The sequence below is a fragment of the Nocardia sp. NPDC057455 genome, assembly GCF_042802775.1.
Classification (GTDB): domain Bacteria; phylum Actinomycetota; class Actinomycetes; order Mycobacteriales; family Mycobacteriaceae; genus Nocardia.
Window position 1 is genome coordinate 1 of the sequence record NZ_JBHVDM010000114.1, and the last position, 19,393, is coordinate 19,393.

Genomic DNA, 19,393 nt, shown 5'->3' on the forward strand with positions numbered 1-19,393 from the left:
CCCCCGAAGGATCCCGCGCGTGACCTCCGACCTCGATCAGCCCGATGCCGACCGGCGCGAGCCGGCCAAGCCGTCCGCCGAGCCGGACGTGACCGCGACGAACGGCGCGGCCGCCTCCGCATCGGCCATCGACCAGGTCGCGGAGGCGATCGTGATCGACGCGGGTGAGCAGTTCGCCGCCGGGACCAAGCCCGCCGCCGAGGCCGTGGCATCGAGCCTGGTCGACGCGGGCGCTCACTTCGCAGCAGCCGCCGGGGCGACGGCGCAGGCCGCCACCGGCAAGGCCGACGAGGCAACCCCGGCCGAGAGCGAGGCTTCCGAGCCGGTCGAGCGCGCCGACAACCGGATCAGCGCCGCCGAGCGGGTGCACGACGGCGGCACCGCCGTCGAGACGATCGTGCACGTGCTGCGGCACGGCGAGGTACACAACCCGAACGGCATCCTCTACGGCCGCCTGCCCGGCTTCAGCCTCTCGGTCACGGGGCGCGCGCAGGCCGCCGCCGTCGCGCGGACCCTGGCCGATCACGACATCGCTTTGGTCATCGCCTCGCCGTTGCAGCGCGCCCAGGAGACCGCCGAGCCGATCGCCGCGCAGCACGACGTCATCGTGCGCACCGACGAGAATCTCATCGAGGCGGGCAACACCTTCGAGGGCCTGCGCGTGTCGGTCGGCGACGGTGCGCTGCGCAAGCCGCGGCACTGGTGGAAGCTGCGCGACCCGTTCACCCCGTCCTGGGGCGAGCCCTACCTACAGATCGCGCACCGCATGCTGGCGGCAGTGAACAAAGCCCGCGTCGAAGCGGCCGGGCGGGAGGCCGTGCTCGTCTCGCACCAGCTACCGGTGTGGACGCTGCGGCGGTTCCTGCAGGGGCAGCGGCTCTGGCACGACCCGCGCCAGCGGCAGTGCTCGCTCGCGTCGCTGACCTCGCTGGTCTACCACGGCGACACGCTCGTCGACATCGTCTACTCCGAGCCCGCGGGCGGCTCGGACCCGTCGGTGCACGGCGCATGACCCGCTCCACCGCGTTCCCTCTCCCGCCCTCGGTACGCACCGGGCGGGTGTTGCCGGTACTGCTCGCGTGCGTGGCGCTGATCGCCGCGCTCGCGGGGTGTTCGACCGGTTCGGACGCGGTGGCCTCGGGCGGCACCTTCGAATTCGTCTCGCCCGGCGGCAAGACCGACATTCGCTACGACCCGCCCGCCGCGCGCGGCACCATCGGCGAACTGGCCGGTCCGGACCTGATGACGGCGGGCAAAATCACCTCGGTCGAGGACTATGCGGGCAAGGTCGTCGTGCTCAACCTATGGGGCCAGTGGTGCGGTCCATGCCGCGCCGAGGCGCCCGCCCTGGAGCAGGTCTACGAGGCGACCAAGGACAAAGGCGTGGTCTTCCTCGGAATAAACGTCCGCGATCCGCAACAGGACAAGGCCCAGGATTTCGTGGTCGACAACAAGGTCGGCTACCCGTCCGTCTACGACCCGTCGATGCGCACGCTCTTGGCGCTCGGCGGGAATTTCCCTACCAGTGTCATCCCCACCACTCTGGTCCTCGACCGGCAACACCGGGTCGCCGCGGTCTTCCTGCGGTCCCTGCTGGCCGAGGATCTGCAGCCGGTCATCGAAAGTATCGCCGCGGAGGAATTACAGTGAATCGCGACCGCCGTACCCGCCACCTGCGTGCCTGCCGGCCACGGCAGGGCGCCCGACGCATCGGCGGAGGATGGGCCGTCGACGACCGGTGGGCGGGTATCGCCACCGTGCCGCGCAGCGTCGCAGCCGAGTCCCTGCTGGACTTCGCCGTGTTCGAGGCGGCCGAGGAGCCCACCGCCACCGAGCACAAGGTGTCGTTGCGCCGCGGCGCCGGTCGATCGTCAGAGGACACGCCGGAGGAATCGGTGTGACGCTCGCGCGCACCGGGCCGCGCACCGGGGAGGACCTGTGATGGTGCTCGCCGGAGTCGGCGATTCGTTCCAGCAGACGGCGGCCTCCGGGCCGCTGCTGCTGGCGCTCGGCGCGTGCTTGCTGGCCGGTCTCGTGTCGTTCGCCTCGCCGTGTGTGGTCCCCCTCGTGCCCGGCTACCTGTCCTATCTGGCCGGACTGGTCGGCGCCGAGGCACCGCCCGCGACTGTTGCGGAGGTCGCGGGCTCTCGCACCGGACCGACGGGGGCCGTCGCCACGGCCCAGTCGCTTCGCTCGGGGCGGATGCGGGTCGCGGGTGCGGCCGGCTTGTTCGTGGCCGGTTTCACCGTGGTCTTCGTGCTCGCCACCGCGACCGTGTTCGGCGTCATCCAGACCCTCAATGTGAACCGCGAACTGCTGCAACGCATCGGCGGTGTGCTGACGATCCTGATGGGCTTGGTCTTCATCGGCCTGGTCCCCGCGTTGCAGCGCGACACCCGGATGGAGCCGCGCAGGCTCACCAGCATCATGGGCGCGCCGCTGCTGGGCGGAGTGTTCGCGCTGGGCTGGACACCGTGCCTCGGCCCGACGCTTTCCGGCGTCATGGCGGTGGCCGCGGGCACCGACGGGACGACGGCGGCGCGCGGGGTCGCGCTGATCGTCGCCTACTGTCTCGGGCTCGGTCTTCCGTTCGTCGTGCTGGCCTTCGGTTCGGCGAGCGCGTTGCGCGGGGTGGGCTGGCTGCGCCGCAATTCCCGCACCATTCAGATCATCGGGGGCATGTTGCTCGTCGCGGTCGGCGCCGCGCTGGTCACCGGAGCGTGGGACCAGTTCGTCGCCTGGGTGCGCGACGCGTTCGTCTCCGAGGTGACCTTGCCGATATGACCGTGACCGACCAGCCGACGATGGAGAGCACCGAACGTCCGCCGCGCCGATCCATGGCCGGACGGGCCCGGGCGTTCCTGCGCAATACCTGGCGCGGGCTCACCAGCATGCGCACCGCCTTGGTGCTGCTGTTCCTGCTCGCCCTGGCCGCGATTCCCGGCGCGTTGCTGCCGCAGCGCAACCTCAACGAGCAGAAGGTCGACCAGTACATCGCCGACCGGCCCACCCTCGGCCCCTGGATGGACCGCTTCGAGCTGTTCGACGTGTTCTCCAGCTTCTGGTTCACCGCCGTCTACGTGCTGCTGTTCATCTCCCTGGTCGGTTGCATCCTGCCGCGCACGCTCGACCACTACCGCGCGCTGCGCACACCGCCGGTGCGGGCGCCGCGCAACCTGACCAGGCTGCCGCACCACTACTCGGGCTCGGCCGAGCGATCGCCCCGGGAACTGCTCGACCACGCCCGCGCCCAGTTGCGCGGCTGGCGCACCGAGGTCCGCCCCGGCCCCCGCGAGGGCGAACTGGCGCTGTCGGCGGAGAAGGGCTACACCCGCGAACTCGGCAACCTGGTGTTCCATCTGGCGCTGGTCGGGCTGCTGATCGCCATCGCGGTGGGCAAGCTGTTCGGCTACGAGGGCAGCGTCATCGTGCTGGCGAACAACGGTCCCGGCTTCTGCACCACCTCGCCCGCGGTGTTCGACTCGTTCAAGGCGGGCAACGTCAACGACGGCACGGGGATGACTCCGATCTGCGTCCGGGTGAAGGATTTCCAGGCCGACTACCTGACCAACGGTCAGGCGGAGATGTTCACCGCGAACCTCGCCTACCAGGCCGGCGACGACCTGCGGACGAACACTTGGCGGGATACCCGGGTGCAGGTCAACCATCCCTTGCGCGTCGCGGGCGACCGGCTCTACCTGCAGGGCCACGGCTACGCGCCGACCTTCACGGTGACCTTCCCCAACGGCCGGACCCGCACCGAGTCCATCCAGTGGCGTCCCGACGACGCCTCGACGTTCCTGTCCAGCGGTGTGCTGCGAATCGACCCGCCCGGTGGCATGTACGCCACCGACGAGGAGCGCCGCAAGAACCAGATCGCGATCGAAGGGTTGTTCGCGCCCACGGCGATGTTCCACGGGTCGTTGCTGACCTCCGCGTTCCCCGCGATGAACGATCCAGCCGTCGCGGTCGACATCTATCGCGGTGACACCGGGTTGGACACCGGGAAGCCGCAGTCGCTGTTCGCCCTGGACCCCGAGCAGGTCAAGCAGGGCAGGCTGGCCAAAGAGGCCAGGGTCAATCTCCGTCCCGGCGAGTCGACCACACTGCCGAACGGCACCAAGGTCACCTTCGACGGCGCGCAGGAGTTCGTCAATCTGCAGGTCTCGCACGATCCCGCGCAGAAGTGGGTGCTGGTGAGCGCGCTGTTCATGATGGCGGGCCTGTTGGTCTCGCTGCTGATCAAGCGCAGGCGTATCTGGGTGCGGGTCTATCCGGCCGAGGACACAGCCGGTACCGTTGACCAACGACGCACTGTAGTAGAGATGGGCGGGCTGGCCAGGACCGACCAGGCGGGCTGGGGCGGCGAATTCGACCGGTTGCGCGCCCGCCTGCTCGACGAGCACGCCGAGACCACGGGAGAGTGACCATGCCGATCGACGAAACCATCGCCAGGTACAGCGATCTCGCGTTCAAGACGGCGATCGTGGTGTACGCGCTGGTGCTGGTGCTGCTGATCTGGCAGTACGCGACGGCGCGCAGCCGCCAGGTCAGCGAACGCGAGTTGGTGACCGTGGGCGGCGGAGCGACACCGCAGGGACCAGGCCGGGTCGTCGAGCCCGCGCGGCTGTCGCTGTCGGAACGGCTCGGCAACATGGCGTTCTCGGTGCTGATGGTCGCCATCGCGCTGCACGTGGGCGCGATCGTGTTGCGCGGCTTCGCGACCCACCGCTTCCCGCTGGGCAACATGTACGAGTTCGTCACCATGGCGACGGCCGCCGCCGTGCTGGTCGGGGTGGTGTTGCTGCGCGAGCAGCGCTACCGCGCGATGTGGGCGTTCCTGCTGGTCCCCGTGCTGGTACTGCTGTTCCTGGCGGGCACGGTGCTCTACGCCGACGCCGCACCCGTGGTGCCCGCGTTGAAGTCGTTCTGGCTGCCGGTGCACGTCACCATCGTCAGCGTCGGCAGCGGTGTGTTCCTGTTCGCGGGCGTGGCGAGCATGCTCTTCCTCTACCGTCTGCGCCAGCCGGAGGGCGAGGAGTCGAGCAACGTCCTCGGCGTCATCGCGCGTCGCCTGCCCGACGCCCGCACCCTGGATCGCTTGGCCTACAAGGCCACCATCATCGGTTTCCCACTGTTCGGTGCCGGCGTCATCCTGGGCGCCATTTGGGCCGAGGCCGCCTGGGGCCGCTTCTGGGGCTGGGACCCGAAGGAAACCTGCTCCTTCATCGCCTGGGTCCTCTACGCCGCCTACCTGCACGCCCGCGCCACCTCCGGCTGGCGTGACACCAAGGCCGCCTGGATCAACATCGCCGCCTTCGTCGCGATGCTGTTCAACCTGTTCATCATCAACATGGTGATCAGCGGGTTGCACTCGTACGCGGGGCTGAACTGAGGCGCCGTAGCCACACCACCCCGGTAGGCAGTACTGCTGGGCCGCCGAAGCGTCGACGCGGCCCCGCCAGTGCGCGGGGCCACATCTCGGTACCGGAATCGATCACAGGATCCCCGGGCCGACGAGCCGGGAGTGAGGTCGGTGTGGGCCCGAGTCGAGATTGGTCTGGCCGCCGGGAGTCAGGTTGGTTTGGCCGCCTGGGGTGAGGTTGGTTTGGCCGCCGGGGGTCAGATTGGTTTGTGGGCCGCACACCAGGTTGGGCCAGGTACAGGTCGGTAGGTTGGGGTCTTGGCCGGCTTGGGCGACGCCGGCTGTCACCAGGCCCACGCCCAGCAGGGCGGGTGCGGCGGCGATCGCTAGAGCGCGGGCGAAGCGGCGGGGGCGGGGGGTCGAGCGGTGGTTCGTCGTCATATGTGGTGCTCCTTCATGTGTTCGTGTCGCGGGGCGGTCCCACAGCGCGTACGCGGTAGCGCCGAGTCGCCGAAACTCTGATGTGGCCCCGCCGCTGCGCGGGGCCACACGCATGCACTGTGTCAGTCACAGGAACGCCGGGGTGTTGGGCTGGGGGCGAGGTCGGTGGAGGCGCCCGGGGTGAGGTTGGTCTGGCCGCCGGGGGTGAGGTTGGTTTGGCCGCCGGGGGTGAGGTTGGTTTGGCCGCCGGGGGTCAGATTGGTTTGTGGGCCGCACACCAGGTTGGGCCAGGTACAGGTCGGTAGGTTGGGGTCTTGGCCGGCTTGGGCGACGCCGGCTGTCACCAGGCCCACGCCCAGCAGGGCGGGTGCGGCGGCGATCGCTAGAGCGCGGGCGAAACGGCGGGGGCGGCGGGTCGAGCGGTGGTTCGTCGTCATATGTGGTGCTCCTTCATGTGTTCGTATCGCGGGGCGGTCCCGTTGTCGTGATGACGCTGTCCAGCCTCATCGACACCGGAACGCGCCGAAAGGACACCAAGGGTGCACGCCGATGCACCCCTTGCGGTAGGTCGATTCCCCCAAGGTGGGCTCGGCTCCGGGCACCCGGCGCACGGATCCATCGACGATCCGCGAGAGTCGATAAAGCGTCCCCAGCAGGTTCGATCAGGGAGCCGCCTTCGGAGGGGGACCAGAATCGGTCACGGTGGTATGGCCAGACAATCAGGCGGCGATAGCGCTGTACGACCGAGCCGGTTTCGCGGTCGAAGGCGTACTGCGCAGGGATACCGGTGGAACGGCGAGTTGTGGAACGCGGCGCTCATGGGTCTGTCACTGAACGCGGCAGCCTGGGGAACGCTCATCCCAGGCGCTATATCGCGGAGTAGCAGGGTTTTTATCTATGCGTACGTGCCAAATGTGGAGGAAAACGTTTTCAGACTTTGGCCGAATTGTGCGAACCGTATCTTCGATCTGCGATGCGAGCGAATTGCGCAGAGCTCGAGTCGGCCACACGCGAAAAACCAACTGCGGTAATCCGATAACGCTCTAGTCCTACATCTTACGAGACATGAGACTTCGCATGTCTGTTAATGGTGCCGCCCGCAGGCCACGCCGAGGGATGGCAGCGTGAGTGACGGCCTCGGAGGCGCTCCTAGAGCCGCGTCACGCAGACGACGAAATGGCGTTGCTGGTAGACGATTCCGCTGTCGGCCGAGCCGCAGGCGTTGACGTCGACGGTGTTCTGCTTGATGTCGATCACCCGGACCGCGCCGGGGGCGGGGGCCGCGCAGTCCAGCCGTTTGGGGCTGCCGGGGGTGAGTTCCATGCAGCCGCCGACCACCCAGTCGATGTCCAGGCACAGCGCGGCCTGTGCCGCCCCGTGCAGGGTTTCGCTGTAGGTGTGGTCGGCGTCGGTGGGACACGCGGCGTTCGCGGGCGCCTTCTCGATGACCTTGTAGACGGAGTTGGAGCCGCCACAAGCGGTTTTGTCGATCCCGCCCGCGCCGCCGAGTTGCACGCAGTCGCCGATGTTCACCTGCACGCTGGTGGCGCTCTTGTTCGACGCACCGCGCATCGCCGACGTGGTCGGCAGCGCCTCGGTGGTAGTGGGCAGCGGCTCTTCGGTGGTCGGCGCGGGGGCCGATGTGGTTGGTGCGGTGGCTGTCTGGGCGGCTGCGGCCGGCTCCTCGGCGGGCCCTGACATCGATAGCGCGGCGACGACCACAAGGGTGGCCGCCAGTCCGGTCCCGACCATGAAGGCGGCCAGGGTGATACCGGCGCGGACACGTTGGCGCGACACGTACGTCCTCCAGAGCTCGAACCCTTCGACCCACCTAGCGACCCGAAGTTGTGAATCTTGCGGATTGAAGACCACGCCATGCTTACACTACCCGGCACGTCCGCGTCGAGTTTTGCCTCCCATGCACAGCGATCCGCCCTCGGAATTCGCCCGCGTGTTCGCATCCGAGGCCGAAGTGATCACAATCGGATAACGAACCGCTGGATCACGTGTGCCGGCCGCCAGGTCTGGAAACAAGTCACGGGCGCTGTACAGTCACACGCCATCCGGCCTCCGGAGCCGGGTGTCTCGGTGAGAAGGAATTCCAAATGAAGTTCGGCACTATTGCCGCCATTACGCTCGGTGCGGTTGCCGCAGTGGGCATCACAGCGGGGGCCGCGAACGCGAAACCCGTAGAACCGGATCGAGAGATCACGACAGCAGGTGTCGAACAGGGGGTGGATTACCGCACCACGGTTTCGCGCGAGACCGGGGCGATCAGCACTGCCGTCGAGCACGGCACCTTCGCGGTGGTCGACGACGGCACCAAGATCGAGCTGACCTCCGATACCGGAGCCGTGGTCGCCGAAGTGCCGCTGACCTTCCAGGTTTCCGGCAGCAAGCTCTCGGTCGCGCACGAAATCTCCGACAACGGACGGCGTCTCGCGCTCACCCCGAAGGCGGACGCCAAGGAGATCGGCGAGATGCAGCCGATCAGCTCGATGAACCGGCTCATCGCCGAACTGAACCAGAATGTCGTCGGCGTGGTCGGCGGCGCGCTGCTCGGCGGACTGCTCGGGGCACTGATCGGCCTGGGCTTCTTCAGCATCATCACCGGCCCGATCGGCTTGGTCGTCGGCGCGATCGCGGGCGGAGCCATCCAGGGCGGGCAGCCGTTCATGGACGCGTTGATGGCGGTCGTCAACGGCGAACCCTGATCGGTCCCCGCGGATCGAGTGCGGCAGGCGCACCGCAGCGCGCCTGCCGCACCCCGACCGGGTTGTCGATCGCCGTGGTGTCCGACGGGGGAGAGGGAGTTCTCCCGGCGGAACAGCCGCGGCCGAACATGGGGCAACGAGAACGCGCGAACGCCGGATACCGCTGGACGAGTGCTATCGCGCGGGTACTGCGAATGATCAGCGCTCGGCGGAACCGGACTCGCCGTCGCGGTGCTGGCGAGATAGTCGCCAGAGGAACTCCGGGTCGTCGTCGGGTCCGATGACGCGCTTGCGCTGTGGTGAACGCGTCTGCGGGGCAGTGGGTCCAGTCCGCTCGGGGCCGAACGCCTTCCAGCACAACACCGCTATTGCCACCACCGCGATGAGTGCCAACAGGTACGTCACGTCGCTCACCTCCTGGTTACGAGGGTAGCCGCGGACGTGACTTCCGCACACCACAGACGTAGAAAATGTCTGCGGGCGAGCGCGGACCCGAGCACGACGGGCCCGCGTGCCCTGCGATCAGCGTACTGAGGTCGCCTCGGTGGTCAGCGACTTGAGCAGCTGGAGTACTTCCGATTCGCGAAACCGGCGATGTCCGCCCGGTGTGCGCAGCGACCCGAGGCGCCCGGCGTGGGCCCAGCGCGTCACGGTCTTGGGGTCGACGTGGAACAGGGCAGCAACCTGGCCCGGAGTCAGCAGGGTGTCCTGGCCGCCGACGGTGATCGCAGTCATAGCAAACCTCTCCGTTCTCGACAGTTCCCTCATCAGATGGCGCCATCGTCGCACTGAAACCCCTAGGTACTCGAACCACCTACAGTTGGTAAAGGGGAGGTAATGGACAAATCGGATGCGCGCCCCACCCCCGGCCATTGGACGTGCACCGGGGGCCGGCAACAGCTTCGCATAGGCTGAGGGATGTGCGTGACGCAACTCCACCAAAAGGTGCTTCCGGACAGCAAACGGCTGGCGCTGGTCGTCGGCTGGCCCGAAATCTGGCCCTCTACACCGTCGCGAGGTTGGGTCTCGTGGTGGTGCTCACCGCCGTGATCGTGCTGGGCGCGCGACTGGTGTCGGTGGACATTCCGTTGGTGGTCGCGGCTCTGTTCGCGCTCATCATCGCGATGCCGCTGTCGTTGACCCTGTTCAAGCGGCTGCGGGTCAAGGTCAACGAGGACATCGCCGTGGTCGACGAGCGCAGGCGCCGCGACAAGGCCGAGCTACGGGCGCGGTTGCGCGGGGACGAGCCGCCGAGCCCGCCGGAGTCGGGAACGTCTTCGTGAGGTCCTGTGATCACACCGCACCGCGCGACTGGGTCGACAACGCGGTGCGGTTGATCGACGCCGACTCCCAGCGCAGCGCGGATACCCATTTGCTGCGCTACCCGCTGCCCGCCGGGTGGAATGTCCAGCTCTACCTGAAAGACGAGTCCACCCACATCACCGGCAGCCTCAAGCACCGCCTGGCCCGCTCGCTGTTCCTGTACGCCATCTGCAACGGCTGGGTCACCGAGGGGACGACCGTGGTGGAGGCTTCCTCCGGTTCGACCGCGGTCAGCGAGGCCTACTTCGCAAAGCTGCTCGGCTTGGATTTCGTGGCGGTGATGCCCGCGAGCACCTCCCCGCAGAAGATCGCGTTGATCGAAGCGCAGGGCGGCCGCTGCCATTTCGTGCGGCGCCCGCCGGACATGTACACCGAGGCGGCGCGGCTGGCGGCCGAATGCGGCGGGCACTACATGGACCAGTTCACTCACGCCGAGCGCGCCACCGACTGGCGCGGCAACAACAACATCGCCGAGTCGATCTTCCAGCAGATGGCGTTGGAGGCCAATCCGGTGCCGGCATGGATCGTGGTCGGCGCGGGCACGGGCGGCACCAGCGCCACGATCGGCCGCTACATCCGATACCGCAGGCACGCGACGAAGCTCGCCGTGGTCGATCCGGAGAACTCGGCTTTCTACGGCGGTTACGAGACTGGGGACGCGGGTTACCAGACCGGAATGCCCTCCCGGATCGAAGGTATCGGCCGTCCGCGGGTGGAGCCCTCGTTCGTGGGCCAAGTGGTGGACCGCATGTTCGAGGTGCCCGACGCGGCGTCCATCGCGGCGGCCAGGTTCGCGGGCGCGCGGCTCGGCCGCCGGGTCGGTGGATCGACCGGGACCAACCTGTGGGGTGTGTTCGCCCTGATCGCCGAGATGCTCGCCGAAGGGCGCGGCGGCAGCGTCGTCACTCTGCTGTGTGACGGCGGAGATCGTTATGCCGGTACGTATTTCGACGATGCGTGGGTCGCTTCCCAGGGGCTGGATCTCGCGGAGCCCACCGCGGTCCTGGAGAAGTTCGTGGCGACCGGGACCTGGGACGCCTGATCGGTTCGCACCTCGCGTGAGCGCGAGGTTTCCTTGTTCGCCGATGGCGGAATCGGGCACTGTCGTGCCGCCGTTCGTCAATTTTTGTTGACACCGCGCGTGCACGTCAATAAAAATTGACGCCATGACAGAAGCAACCACTCTGGCGGCCGCCGCGGGCAGCCCCGATCCCAAGGTCGGGCTGCGCGCGGTGCTCGCGCTACGCAGGCTGCTCGAACGTCTCGAAGCGATCCAGGTGGCCAACGCCCGTGCCCAGGGCTGGTCCTGGCAGGCGATCGCGGAAGCGCTCGAGGTGAGCAAGCAGGCGGTCCACCAGAAATACAACCGGAAAGGCAGGAGCCGCTGATGTTCGAACGGTTCAGCAGGTCGGCGCGCACGGCGATCGTCACCGCCCAGGAGGACGCGCGCGAACTCCGCGCGTCGAATATCGAGGTGGAGCACGTGTTGCTCGGATTGCTCGGCCAGGCCGAGCCGGAGTTGACGGCGTTGCTCGCCGAGACGGGACTCACTCGCGACGGCGTGCGCCGCACGCTGGCCGAGCAGGGCAATGGGGTTCCCCTCGGCCCGCAGGACGCCGAGGCACTGCGATCCATCGGGATCGATCTGGACGCCGTCCGGGAGTCACTGGAAGCGCATTTCGGCGAGGACGCGCTCGACCGCGCCGCGCCGGACCCGCGACGTGGGCCGTTCCCGTGGGGCCGCGGCGGCTACTACGGGCACATTCCGTTCACCCGCGAAGCGAAGAAAGTGCTCGAGCTCTCCCTACGGGAGGCGCTCGGCCGCAAGGACAAGACCATCGAATCCGGGCACATGCTGCTCGGCATCCTGCGTGCCCCCAACCAGACGACGGTGCGACTGTTCGGCGGAGCCACCGTGATCCAGCAGTTGCGCCCGAAAGTGCATGCCCTGCTCGACCGTGCGGCATGAGCCAGCGGACATGCGCCGGTGCAGTTCGTGTCTTCCAGCGGCGCATGTCCGTACCCGACGCCTAGCATTGGGCCATGCAGCTCGTGATTCGGTTGATCATCAACGCGGTGGCCATCTGGCTGGCCGCCTTCTGGGTCGACAAGATCGACATCCTCGCTCCCGAAGGCGGCAACGGTGCCAAGATCGCGGTCGTCATCGCGGTGGCCGCCGTGTTCACGGTGGTGAACGCGCTGGTCAAGCCGATCGTGAAAATGCTGTCACTACCGCTGGTGATCGTGACGCTCGGCCTGTTCCTGCTTCTGATCAACGCGTTCATGCTGTGGCTGACCGCCGAGATCACCGAAGCGTTCACCGATTACGGCCTGCGCGTCGAGGGTTTCTGGGCCGCGCTGTTGGGCGGCATCATCGTCTCGATCGTGAACTGGGTGCTCGGCATCCTGGTTCCGGACGAGGACTAGTTCGCCACGCCGCTGGTGCGCAACCGGTCACCGGGCCCGCGCGGTCGCGTCGATCGGCAACCGGGCTAGCCCAGTCCGACCGCCAGTGCGGTGACCGCCGACCAGACCAGCAGGGCCAGTCCGGAATCCCGCAGCGCGGGAATCAGTTCCAGGCCGCCCTTGCCGCCGCGCACCGGCGCGTTGGCGCGCACCGCCAGCGGTATCGCGATCAACCCGGCCAGCGCCCACGGCGTGCGGACGACCAGCGCCAACGTCGCGAGGAACGGCACTGTGAGCAGGGCGAGGTGCAGCGTGCGGGTGCGCGGATCGCCGAGTTTGACCGCGAGCGTGACCTTCCCGGACTCGGTGTCGGTGGGGATGTCGCGCAGGTTGTTCGCGACGAGCACGGCACTGGAGAACGCGCCCACCGCGACCGCGAGCAGCGCGCCCACCCAATCGATCCGGTCCGCCTGCACGAACTGGGTGCCGAGCACCGCGACCAAGCCGAAGAAGACGAACACCGCCACTTCGCCGAATCCGCTGTAGCCGTAAGGGTTGCTGCCACCGGTGTAATACCAGGCCCCGGCCAGGCAGGCGGCGCCGATGAGCAGCAGCCACCACGCGCTGGTGAGCACCAGCACCAGACCGAACACGGCGCCGATGACGAGGCTGACGATCGCGGCGGTCTTCACCGCCGCGGGCGAGGCCAGTTTCTGCCCGACCAGGCGCAACGGACCGACCCGGACGTCGTCGGTGCCGCGGATGCCGTCGGAGTAGTCGTTGGCGTAGTTCACGCCGATGATCAGCGCGAGCGAGACGAGCAGCGCGAGGATCGCCTTCCACCACACCGCACCGTCGACGGACGCGGCGGCACCGGTTCCGGCGAGCACCGGGGCGATCGCGTTCGGTAGGGTGCGGGGTCGTGCGCCCTCGATCCATTGCGCTGCAGTAGCCATGTCCGCAGCATAATGGGCGCATTCGGACGCAGTCCGTCCTCAGTTCGCGCACGACCGGAGCGAAGGCGCAGGCACCGCCTGGTGCGGGCGGGACGATCAGGCCGTTTCGGTCATCGCCGCCTGCTGCAACCGTGCGAGCCCCTTCTCGAAGTCCCGCCCGACGAACTTGTCCATCGGGATGAACTTGCCGATGACGCCCATCAAGCCGGTCTGCCTGCCGGTCATCCGCCAGGTCACTTCCGTGCCGGTCTCGACCGGGTCCAGAGTGAAGGTCACCATGTTGGTGGCCTTCATCGGCTTCAGGAATTCCAGGCGCACCCCGATCTCGCGGTCGGCGCTGCCGATGATCTCCATGCTGCCTGCCCCCGCCTTGCGGTTGCCGCTCCAGGCATAGCGCGCGCCGATCCCGGAATCCGCACCGGAATAACTGCGCTGGAGCTGCGGGTCGAGGTCCTCCCACGGCGACCACTCGACCCACTTGTGGAAATCGTTGATCAGCCCGTGCACACGCGCGGGTTCGGCCGTGACCACGGCCGATCGGACCACCTCGAACTCAGCCATGGGGGTCAGACTATGCCACCGACCGCTCACAGTCGCGGCAAAAAAATCGTGTCGGCCCCGTCCGGTCTGCTCGCCTACGATAACCGCGGGATGTTTCCGGAGCGCAGCGGCCCGCACGGCCACAGTGGAGCAGTGGCGACGCCCGCAGGCGAATCGGTCGTGGTGGCCCTGCTGGGCGAGGTCGCGCTGCGCCGTGGCGGCCTGCTGACGCCGCTGCCCGGTGCGCGCTCCCGGCTGCTGCTCACCGCCCTCGCACTGCGACCCGGGCGCAGCCGTGGTGCGCGAGCGCTGATCGAGGAGGTGTGGGGCGAACAGCCGCCGCGGTCGCCGATGAACGCGCTGCACACCCAGGTCTCCCGGCTGCGGTCGGCGCTGCCGGAGGGCGCGCTGGACATCGGCCCGGCGGGCTACCGGTTGACGCTCGGCGCCGACCAGGTCGATCTGTCCTCGGTGGGCGAGCGCGTCACACGGGCACGCAAGCTGCACGCCGCGGGTGACCTTCCCGGATGTCTGGCGGAGATCGCGGCCGCGCGGGCGCTGTGGCGCGGGGACCCGGGCGCCGATCTGCCGCCGGGCGACCTCGCCGACGAGCTGCGCGCCGCGGCCGGGCGGCGTCGCGCCGAACTCGACGAACTCGAACTCGCCGCACGTGAAGTCGGCGGCGACACCGACGGCGCATTGAGCCTGGCTCGGCTGCGCACCGCCGCCGACCCGTTGGACGAGCCCGCGCAGCTGACCTTGATGCGTTTGCTCGCCGCGGCCGGGCGGGGCAACGAAGCGCTGGAATCGTTCGCGGTCTTCCGCTCCCGATTGGCCGACCAGCTCGGCGCCGATCCGGGACCGGCACTTTCCGCGGCGCACACGGCGATCCTGCGCGGGGAACCGATCGGGCCCACGGTACCGCCCCGACCCGGTGCGAACGGTCTTCCGGCACAGGTGGCGGACGCGGGTCTGCGGAGCGGTTTCGCGGCCGCCGTGCCCTCGGCCGAGGACGCCGTGTCCTCGGGAGCCCAGCCCGCCGCGATGGGTCTGCGCGCCGCGCCGAACGCGCTGCTCGGCCGGACGGACGATCTGGCCGCTCTCAGCGGCCTGCTGCACGCCTCCCGGGTGGTGACCGTGCTCGGCCCGGGCGGCGCGGGCAAGACCAGGGTCGCCAACGAGCTGGGGGCGCGGGTCGCGCGCAGCCGGCCGGTGGCGTTGGTGGAGCTGGCCTCGGTCCGGGCTGAAGGAGGCGACGCCAGGGTCGAGATCGAGGCGGCGATCGCCGCGGTGCTAGGGCTCAGCGAGGTCACCTTCGACACGGCGACGCTGCGCTCCGGGCAGACGATCGATCTGCGCAGGCGGTTACGGGACGCGGTGTCGTCGCGCTCGATGCTGCTGATCCTGGACAACTGCGAGCACCTGATCGACGCGGTCGCCGTGGTGGTCGCCGACCTGATCGGTGTCGCGCCCCGCCTGACCGTGCTCACCACGAGCCGATCGCCACTGACGATCACCGCGGAAACCGTATATCCGTTGCCGCCGCTGACCATCGATCCGGCAGGTTCGCCCGCCACCGAGCTGTTCGCCGCCCGAGCCAGGGCCGTGCGCCCCGCGGTCCGGCTGGACCCGGAGATCGTCGCCCAGCTCTGCCACACGCTCGACGGGCTTCCGCTGGCCATCGAGCTGGCCGCCGCGCGAGTCCGGGCGATGAGCGTCGAGGAGATCAACGAGCGATTGGCCGATCGGTTCGCACTGCTGCGCCACGGCGACCGCAGTTCACCCGCACGGCACCGCACGTTGCACGCGGTGATCGACTGGAGCTGGAACCTGCTCGACACCGAACAGCAAGCGACATTGTGCCGGTTGTGCCGATTCCCGGCCGGGTTCACGCTGTCCGCCGCCGAAGCGGTCGCGGGTGGCGCCGACGTCACCGATGTGGCCGCGGCCATCGATGGTCTGGTCAACCAATCGCTGCTCACCGTCCTGGACGACGAGCTGCTCGGCACCCGCTATCGCATGCTGGAGACGGTGCGGGAATTCGGTGAAGAGCAGCTGGCCGCCACGGCGGGGGAGCCGGACGCGGTCGACACCCGGATGATGCGGTGGGCGAAGGACTACGCCGATGACGCGGCGAGCCGGTATATGACCGGCGATCAGGTTCACCTCGCCCTCTCCGTGGCGGCGGAACTGGACAACCTGCTCGCCGCGCTGCGTTGTGGCATCGAACGACGGGACGCCGCAACGGCCTACACGGTGTTCCCGGTCATCGCCACGCTGTGGGTGATCCGTGGATCGCATATGGAAGTGATCGCCTGGGCCCAGCGGGTCATCGAATTGGAGCCGGTCGACTTCGGCCCGGAAGGTCCGCGTCCGGACCTCGTGCTCGTCACCTACCAGATGACGTTCCTGCATCTCGCTTATACCAACGGCACCGCCAGGGAGATCGCCGCACTGCGCAGGCGCGTGCGCCGATTGCTCCGTCAAGCCGTCGAACTCACCGAGAACAACCGATTCGTCGGCCGGGTCGTGCTCACCAGGGCCGACGGACGCGGCCTCGGCAGGCTGCTCGCCGAGGCGGCGCGTTCGGCCGATCCGGAGACCAGGGCCGCGGCGCTGTTGTTACGGGCGAACATTCGGGAGAACCTGGGTGACGTGCGCGGCTCCACCGTCGACGCGACCAAGGCGCTGGAGATCCTCGGACACGAGAACGTCTGGAGCGTGTCCATGGTGTGCAGGCACCTCGGGCAGGTCTGTGGACAGATCGCCCAGTACGGCGAGTCGGTGACCTATTACCGCCGCGCGCTCGACTTGCTGCAGCGGCTCGGCGCCTACGAGGACACCGTGGAGATCCGCAGCCTGCTGGTGGCTTCGCTGGTAGGCGTCGGAGAGCTGGAGCAGGCCCAGCGGGAACTCGACCTCGCGTTGGGCACGCCGGATCTGGACAGCTCGTCGCTCGGACTGAATCGGCTGCTGTCCACCGTGATGCAGAGTTCGGCAGAGGTGGCGTTCGCGACGGGTGACACCGCAGACGGTATCGCGCGCTACGACCGTGCGCTGGAGCTGTTCGGCTGGCCGGACCACGCGCTCGGCCCCGGGCCCGGCGCCCTGATGCTGGCCGCGGCAGCGCTCGCCGCGCGGGTACTCCACGGCGCCGCGGGCACGGGCGCGGTTCTGGCCGCACAGCTGGCCGAGCTCACCGTGCCGATGATGAGCCAGTACCGGGACCTGCCGCAGATCGGCGGTGTCGCCTGCGCGATCGGGTCGTATCTCATCGCCGTCGACCGTGAGGTCACCCTGGGTCTGGACCTGCTGATTTTGGCGCCGAAGGTTTTCTGCCGCCAGGATTTCCCCTCCATGCGCTGGCAACGGCACCTGGACGCGGCGACCGCGAAGCTCGGCGCCGACCGTGTCGCGCAAGCCCGCCGCCGCCTCGGCCGGCTACGCCGGAACGAATCCGCCGACCGCATCATGCGGATGCTGCAAAGCCTGAGCACCGCCCACTGACGATCGCTCAGGCCATCGTTCTTCGCACATGCTCTTGGCGCGGGCGAACTCGGGTTGTTGTGCCACATACGGCGAAAGCAGGCCGGGTAACCGTCGTTACCCGGCCTGCTCGTGTGTGGAGAACGCTCACGCCCGTCGCATGTATGCCTTGACCGTGAGCGGGGCGAAGATCGCGATGACGGCCAGCGCGCCGATCAACGACCAGGCCAGGTCGCCGCCGAAGCCGGCGCCGTTCATCAACCCGCGGCACGCGTTCACCATGTAGTACACCGGATTCACGTGATTGAGTCCCTGCATCCAACCCGGCATCGTGCTCACCATGGCGAAGGCGCCGGACATGAAGGTCAGCGGGAACATGATCATCATCGAGATGCCCTGCACGCCCGCCGCGCTCTTGCCGGTGACCCCGACCAGCGCCCAGATCCAGCTGATCGCGAACGAGCAGACCACGATGACCAGGCCCGCGGCGACCACCCCGAGCACACCGCCCTCCGGGCGGTAACCGATGGCTACGCCGACGACGATGGTGAGCACGGTCGCGATGACGTAGCGCACCATGTCGGCCAGCAGCGCGCCCGCCAGTGCCGAGATGCGGGCGATGGGCAGGGATTTGAACCGGTCGAAGACACCCTTGTCCATGTCCTCGCGCAACTGCGTGCCGGTGACGACCGAGGTGAGCACCACAGTCTGCACCAGGATGCCGGGGATCAGGACCGGCAGATAGTCGTGCACGCTGCCGCCGATCGCACCGCCGAAGATGTAGGCGAACAGGGCGGTGAACAGGATCGGCTGGATCGTCACGTCGAACAGTTGCTCGGGCTTGTGCTTGATCTTCAGCAGGCCGCGGTAGGCCATGGTGAACGAATTCGCCACCGCCTGGCCGAGCGGAACGTGGTTGCTGACGTCGGGGATCTTCGCAGGCGCGGCGTGGCGCGCCTCGGTCGCGGTGATGGTGGTCATGCTGGGTTCCTTCTCGGCATGCGCGGGCGCTTCGTGGTCACGCAGGCTGCCGCCCGCGGGCCGGGCGCTCATGCCGCGCTCTTGTCGGACTCGTCGGTGGTGTCTTCGGCGGGGTGGCCGGTGATGGTGAGGAAGACCTCGTCCAGGCTCGGCTTGGTCACGGTGATCTCGTCGACGCCGATCTCCCGCTCCCGCAGGCGGATCAGCAGATCGGCGGTGACGCCCGCGTCGGCCAACGGCGCGGTGAGCCGCCCGGCCTCCGGGGTGATCTGCGCATCGACGCCGAGGAAATCGCCGATGATGCGGCGCGCCTCGTCGAGCCTGCCGCGATCGACCAGGGTCAGGTGCAGGCTGGAGCCACCCACGGAAGCCTTCAGTTCGTCGGCCGTGCCGTCGGCGATCACTTTGCCGCGGTCGATCACCGCGATCCGGTCGGCCAGTTGGTCGGCCTCGTCCAGATATTGGGTGGTGAGCAGCACCGTCGCGCCTTCGCGGACGAGGCGGCGGATGGTCTCCCACATCTGGGCGCGGGTGCGCGGGTCGAGGCCGGTCGTCGGTTCGTCGAGGAACAGCAGCGGCGGCGTCGCGATCAGGCTGGCCGCCAGATCGAGCCTGCGCCGCATGCCGCCGGAGAAGTTTCGCAGCGGCTTGCTCGCCGCCTCGGTGAGATCGAACTCCTCCAGCAGCTCGGCCGCTTTGCGCCGGGCATCGATGCTGCTGAGACCGAGGAGGCGGGAGAAGACGATCAGGTTCTCGGTGGCGGTCAGGTCCTCGTCGACCGAGGCGTACTGCCCCGTGACACCGATGAGCGAGCGGACCGCCGTCGGCTCCGCGACCACGTCGTGGCCGAAGATGCGGCCGCGGCCGCCATCCGGTCGCAGCAGGGTCGCGAGCATGCGGATGGTCGTGGTCTTGCCCGCGCCGTTCGGGCCGAGCACGCCGTACACCGAGCCCTGCGGCACCGCCAGGCTCACCCCGTCGACAGCCCGCTGTTCCCCGAACACCTTGACCAAGCCGTCCGCCTCGACGGCGAGCGCTGAAGTTGGTGCGAAAGAAGTCATGCCGACAACTGTGTCGGCCCCGCCTTGCACCGCTCTTGCACGGCGCTGTCGTATTGGCCGCGTCTTCTTATATTAGTGTTCGCGGCCCTTTTGTGGATCTTTTTTGTGTTTATGTCGGTG

The 19,393-nt window shown here is 68.5% G+C and carries 21 protein-coding genes; 13 read left to right on the plus strand and 8 right to left on the minus strand.

The window, feature by feature from the left end; all coding sequences use genetic code 11:
- Window positions 1–364: 364 nt before the first annotated feature.
- The 6 genes from ACFU5M_RS30560 to ccsB are packed head-to-tail and all read left to right on the plus strand — an operon-like array spanning window position 365 to window position 5,395.
- A complete protein-coding gene (locus tag ACFU5M_RS30560; RefSeq protein ID WP_379054381.1) occupies window positions 365–1,012 on the plus strand; it encodes a histidine phosphatase family protein in 648 nt (215 codons plus the stop codon).
- Entirely contained in the window at window positions 1,009–1,650 is a 642-nt protein-coding gene (locus tag ACFU5M_RS30565) for a TlpA disulfide reductase family protein (RefSeq protein WP_379054361.1), read from the plus strand. The genes ACFU5M_RS30560 and ACFU5M_RS30565 overlap by 4 nt, the downstream gene beginning before the upstream one ends.
- Complete coding sequence (locus tag ACFU5M_RS30570) at window positions 1,647–1,901, plus strand: hypothetical protein (RefSeq protein WP_379054362.1); 255 nt, start codon at window positions 1,647–1,649, stop codon at window positions 1,899–1,901. Before ACFU5M_RS30565 ends, ACFU5M_RS30570 begins: the two co-directional genes overlap by 4 nt.
- Before the next feature lie 40 nt (window positions 1,902–1,941).
- Window positions 1,942–2,784 (plus strand): cytochrome c biogenesis CcdA family protein, encoded by an 843-nt coding sequence (locus ACFU5M_RS30575; RefSeq protein WP_379054363.1) that lies wholly within the window; start codon window positions 1,942–1,944, stop codon window positions 2,782–2,784.
- Window positions 2,781–4,427: a cytochrome c biogenesis protein ResB gene (locus tag ACFU5M_RS30580; protein ID WP_379054364.1), complete on the plus strand. Its 1,647-nt coding sequence runs from the start codon at window positions 2,781–2,783 to the stop codon at window positions 4,425–4,427. The genes ACFU5M_RS30575 and ACFU5M_RS30580 overlap by 4 nt, the downstream gene beginning before the upstream one ends.
- 2 nt (window positions 4,428–4,429) lie before the next feature.
- Window positions 4,430–5,395: a c-type cytochrome biogenesis protein CcsB gene (gene ccsB / locus ACFU5M_RS30585; RefSeq protein WP_379054365.1), complete on the plus strand. Its 966-nt coding sequence runs from the start codon at window positions 4,430–4,432 to the stop codon at window positions 5,393–5,395.
- Window positions 5,396–5,928: 533 nt separating this feature from the next.
- Here the strand turns inward: ccsB and ACFU5M_RS30590 are convergent.
- A complete protein-coding gene (locus ACFU5M_RS30590) occupies window positions 5,929–6,243 on the minus strand; it encodes a hypothetical protein (RefSeq protein WP_379054366.1) in 315 nt (104 codons plus the stop codon).
- A 712-nt stretch (window positions 6,244–6,955) separates the two neighbouring features.
- On the minus strand, window positions 6,956–7,603 hold the full coding sequence (locus ACFU5M_RS30595; RefSeq protein WP_379054367.1) for a hypothetical protein: 648 nt from the start codon (window positions 7,601–7,603) through the stop codon (window positions 6,956–6,958).
- 308 nt (window positions 7,604–7,911) lie between these two features.
- Between ACFU5M_RS30595 and ACFU5M_RS30600 the strand changes: the two genes are divergently transcribed.
- The gene (locus ACFU5M_RS30600; RefSeq protein WP_379054368.1) at window positions 7,912–8,520 is read left to right on the plus strand and encodes a hypothetical protein; all 609 of its coding nucleotides are present in this window, start codon (window positions 7,912–7,914) and stop codon (window positions 8,518–8,520) included.
- A 198-nt stretch (window positions 8,521–8,718) separates the two neighbouring features.
- On the opposite strand, the gene ACFU5M_RS30605 is transcribed toward ACFU5M_RS30600, so the two are convergent.
- Together ACFU5M_RS30605 and ACFU5M_RS30610 are read right to left on the minus strand one after the other, a co-directional pair.
- Window positions 8,719–8,925 (minus strand): hypothetical protein, encoded by a 207-nt coding sequence (locus ACFU5M_RS30605; protein ID WP_043733248.1) that lies wholly within the window; start codon window positions 8,923–8,925, stop codon window positions 8,719–8,721.
- Between the two features lie 117 nt (window positions 8,926–9,042).
- Complete coding sequence (locus tag ACFU5M_RS30610) at window positions 9,043–9,255, minus strand: BldC family transcriptional regulator (protein WP_379054369.1); 213 nt, start codon at window positions 9,253–9,255, stop codon at window positions 9,043–9,045.
- A 185-nt stretch (window positions 9,256–9,440) separates the two neighbouring features.
- Between ACFU5M_RS30610 and ACFU5M_RS30615 the strand changes: the two genes are divergently transcribed.
- The 5 genes from ACFU5M_RS30615 to ACFU5M_RS30635 all read left to right on the plus strand — a co-directional run bounded on the left by ACFU5M_RS30615 (window position 9,441) and on the right by ACFU5M_RS30635 (window position 12,270).
- Complete coding sequence (locus ACFU5M_RS30615) at window positions 9,441–9,803, plus strand: DUF4229 domain-containing protein (RefSeq protein ID WP_379054370.1); 363 nt, start codon at window positions 9,441–9,443, stop codon at window positions 9,801–9,803.
- A complete protein-coding gene (locus ACFU5M_RS30620; RefSeq protein WP_379054371.1) occupies window positions 9,800–10,885 on the plus strand; it encodes a PLP-dependent cysteine synthase family protein in 1,086 nt (361 codons plus the stop codon). The genes ACFU5M_RS30615 and ACFU5M_RS30620 overlap by 4 nt, the downstream gene beginning before the upstream one ends.
- 124 nt (window positions 10,886–11,009) lie before the next feature.
- Window positions 11,010–11,231 (plus strand): helix-turn-helix domain-containing protein, encoded by a 222-nt coding sequence (locus ACFU5M_RS30625; RefSeq protein ID WP_040870358.1) that lies wholly within the window; start codon window positions 11,010–11,012, stop codon window positions 11,229–11,231.
- Window positions 11,231–11,812 (plus strand): Clp protease N-terminal domain-containing protein, encoded by a 582-nt coding sequence (locus tag ACFU5M_RS30630; RefSeq protein WP_379054372.1) that lies wholly within the window; start codon window positions 11,231–11,233, stop codon window positions 11,810–11,812. Before ACFU5M_RS30625 ends, ACFU5M_RS30630 begins: the two co-directional genes overlap by 1 nt.
- 74 nt (window positions 11,813–11,886) lie before the next feature.
- Window positions 11,887–12,270: a phage holin family protein gene (locus ACFU5M_RS30635; RefSeq protein WP_379054373.1), complete on the plus strand. Its 384-nt coding sequence runs from the start codon at window positions 11,887–11,889 to the stop codon at window positions 12,268–12,270.
- A 65-nt stretch (window positions 12,271–12,335) separates the two neighbouring features.
- On the opposite strand, the gene ACFU5M_RS30640 is transcribed toward ACFU5M_RS30635, so the two are convergent.
- Both ACFU5M_RS30640 and ACFU5M_RS30645 read right to left on the minus strand, forming a co-directional pair.
- On the minus strand, window positions 12,336–13,205 hold the full coding sequence (locus ACFU5M_RS30640) for a 1,4-dihydroxy-2-naphthoate polyprenyltransferase (RefSeq protein ID WP_379054374.1): 870 nt from the start codon (window positions 13,203–13,205) through the stop codon (window positions 12,336–12,338).
- Between the two features lie 96 nt (window positions 13,206–13,301).
- A complete protein-coding gene (locus ACFU5M_RS30645; protein WP_379054375.1) occupies window positions 13,302–13,766 on the minus strand; it encodes an SRPBCC family protein in 465 nt (154 codons plus the stop codon).
- A gap of 132 nt (window positions 13,767–13,898) precedes the next feature.
- On the opposite strand from ACFU5M_RS30645, the gene ACFU5M_RS30650 reads away from it, so the two are divergent.
- Entirely contained in the window at window positions 13,899–17,252 is a 3,354-nt protein-coding gene (locus tag ACFU5M_RS30650; RefSeq protein WP_379054377.1) for a BTAD domain-containing putative transcriptional regulator, read from the plus strand.
- Between the two features lie 126 nt (window positions 17,253–17,378).
- Here the strand turns inward: ACFU5M_RS30650 and ACFU5M_RS30655 are convergent, their stop codons facing one another.
- Both ACFU5M_RS30655 and ACFU5M_RS30660 read right to left on the minus strand, forming a co-directional pair.
- Complete coding sequence (locus tag ACFU5M_RS30655; protein WP_379054383.1) at window positions 17,379–18,212, minus strand: ABC transporter permease; 834 nt, start codon at window positions 18,210–18,212, stop codon at window positions 17,379–17,381.
- 68 nt (window positions 18,213–18,280) lie between these two features.
- Entirely contained in the window at window positions 18,281–19,273 is a 993-nt protein-coding gene (locus ACFU5M_RS30660; RefSeq protein ID WP_379054379.1) for an ATP-binding cassette domain-containing protein, read from the minus strand.
- Window positions 19,274–19,393 lie beyond the last annotated feature (120 nt).

Excerpts from the sequence above, each read along its gene's own strand:
- ACFU5M_RS30565 (WP_379054361.1), top strand. The coding sequence starts at position 1,009 with ATGACCCGCTCCACCGCGTTCCCTCTCCCGCCCTCGGTACGCACCGGG.
- ACFU5M_RS30575 (WP_379054363.1), top strand. The coding sequence starts at position 1,942 with ATGGTGCTCGCCGGAGTCGGCGATTCGTTCCAGCAGACGGCGGCCTCC.
- ACFU5M_RS30580 (WP_379054364.1), top strand. The coding sequence starts at position 2,781 with ATGACCGTGACCGACCAGCCGACGATGGAGAGCACCGAACGTCCGCCG.
- ccsB (WP_379054365.1), top strand. The coding sequence starts at position 4,430 with ATGCCGATCGACGAAACCATCGCCAGGTACAGCGATCTCGCGTTCAAG.
- ACFU5M_RS30590 (WP_379054366.1), bottom strand. The coding sequence starts at position 6,243 with ATGACGACGAACCACCGCTCGACCCGCCGCCCCCGCCGTTTCGCCCGC.
- ACFU5M_RS30600 (WP_379054368.1), top strand. The coding sequence starts at position 7,912 with ATGAAGTTCGGCACTATTGCCGCCATTACGCTCGGTGCGGTTGCCGCA.
- ACFU5M_RS30610 (WP_379054369.1), bottom strand. The coding sequence starts at position 9,255 with ATGACTGCGATCACCGTCGGCGGCCAGGACACCCTGCTGACTCCGGGC.
- ACFU5M_RS30625 (WP_040870358.1), top strand. The coding sequence starts at position 11,010 with ATGACAGAAGCAACCACTCTGGCGGCCGCCGCGGGCAGCCCCGATCCC.
- ACFU5M_RS30630 (WP_379054372.1), top strand. The coding sequence starts at position 11,231 with ATGTTCGAACGGTTCAGCAGGTCGGCGCGCACGGCGATCGTCACCGCC.
- ACFU5M_RS30635 (WP_379054373.1), top strand. The coding sequence starts at position 11,887 with ATGCAGCTCGTGATTCGGTTGATCATCAACGCGGTGGCCATCTGGCTG.
- ACFU5M_RS30640 (WP_379054374.1), bottom strand. The coding sequence starts at position 13,205 with ATGGCTACTGCAGCGCAATGGATCGAGGGCGCACGACCCCGCACCCTA.
- ACFU5M_RS30645 (WP_379054375.1), bottom strand. The coding sequence starts at position 13,766 with ATGGCTGAGTTCGAGGTGGTCCGATCGGCCGTGGTCACGGCCGAACCC.
- ACFU5M_RS30655 (WP_379054383.1), bottom strand. The coding sequence starts at position 18,212 with ATGACCACCATCACCGCGACCGAGGCGCGCCACGCCGCGCCTGCGAAG.
- ACFU5M_RS30660 (WP_379054379.1), bottom strand. The coding sequence starts at position 19,273 with ATGACTTCTTTCGCACCAACTTCAGCGCTCGCCGTCGAGGCGGACGGC.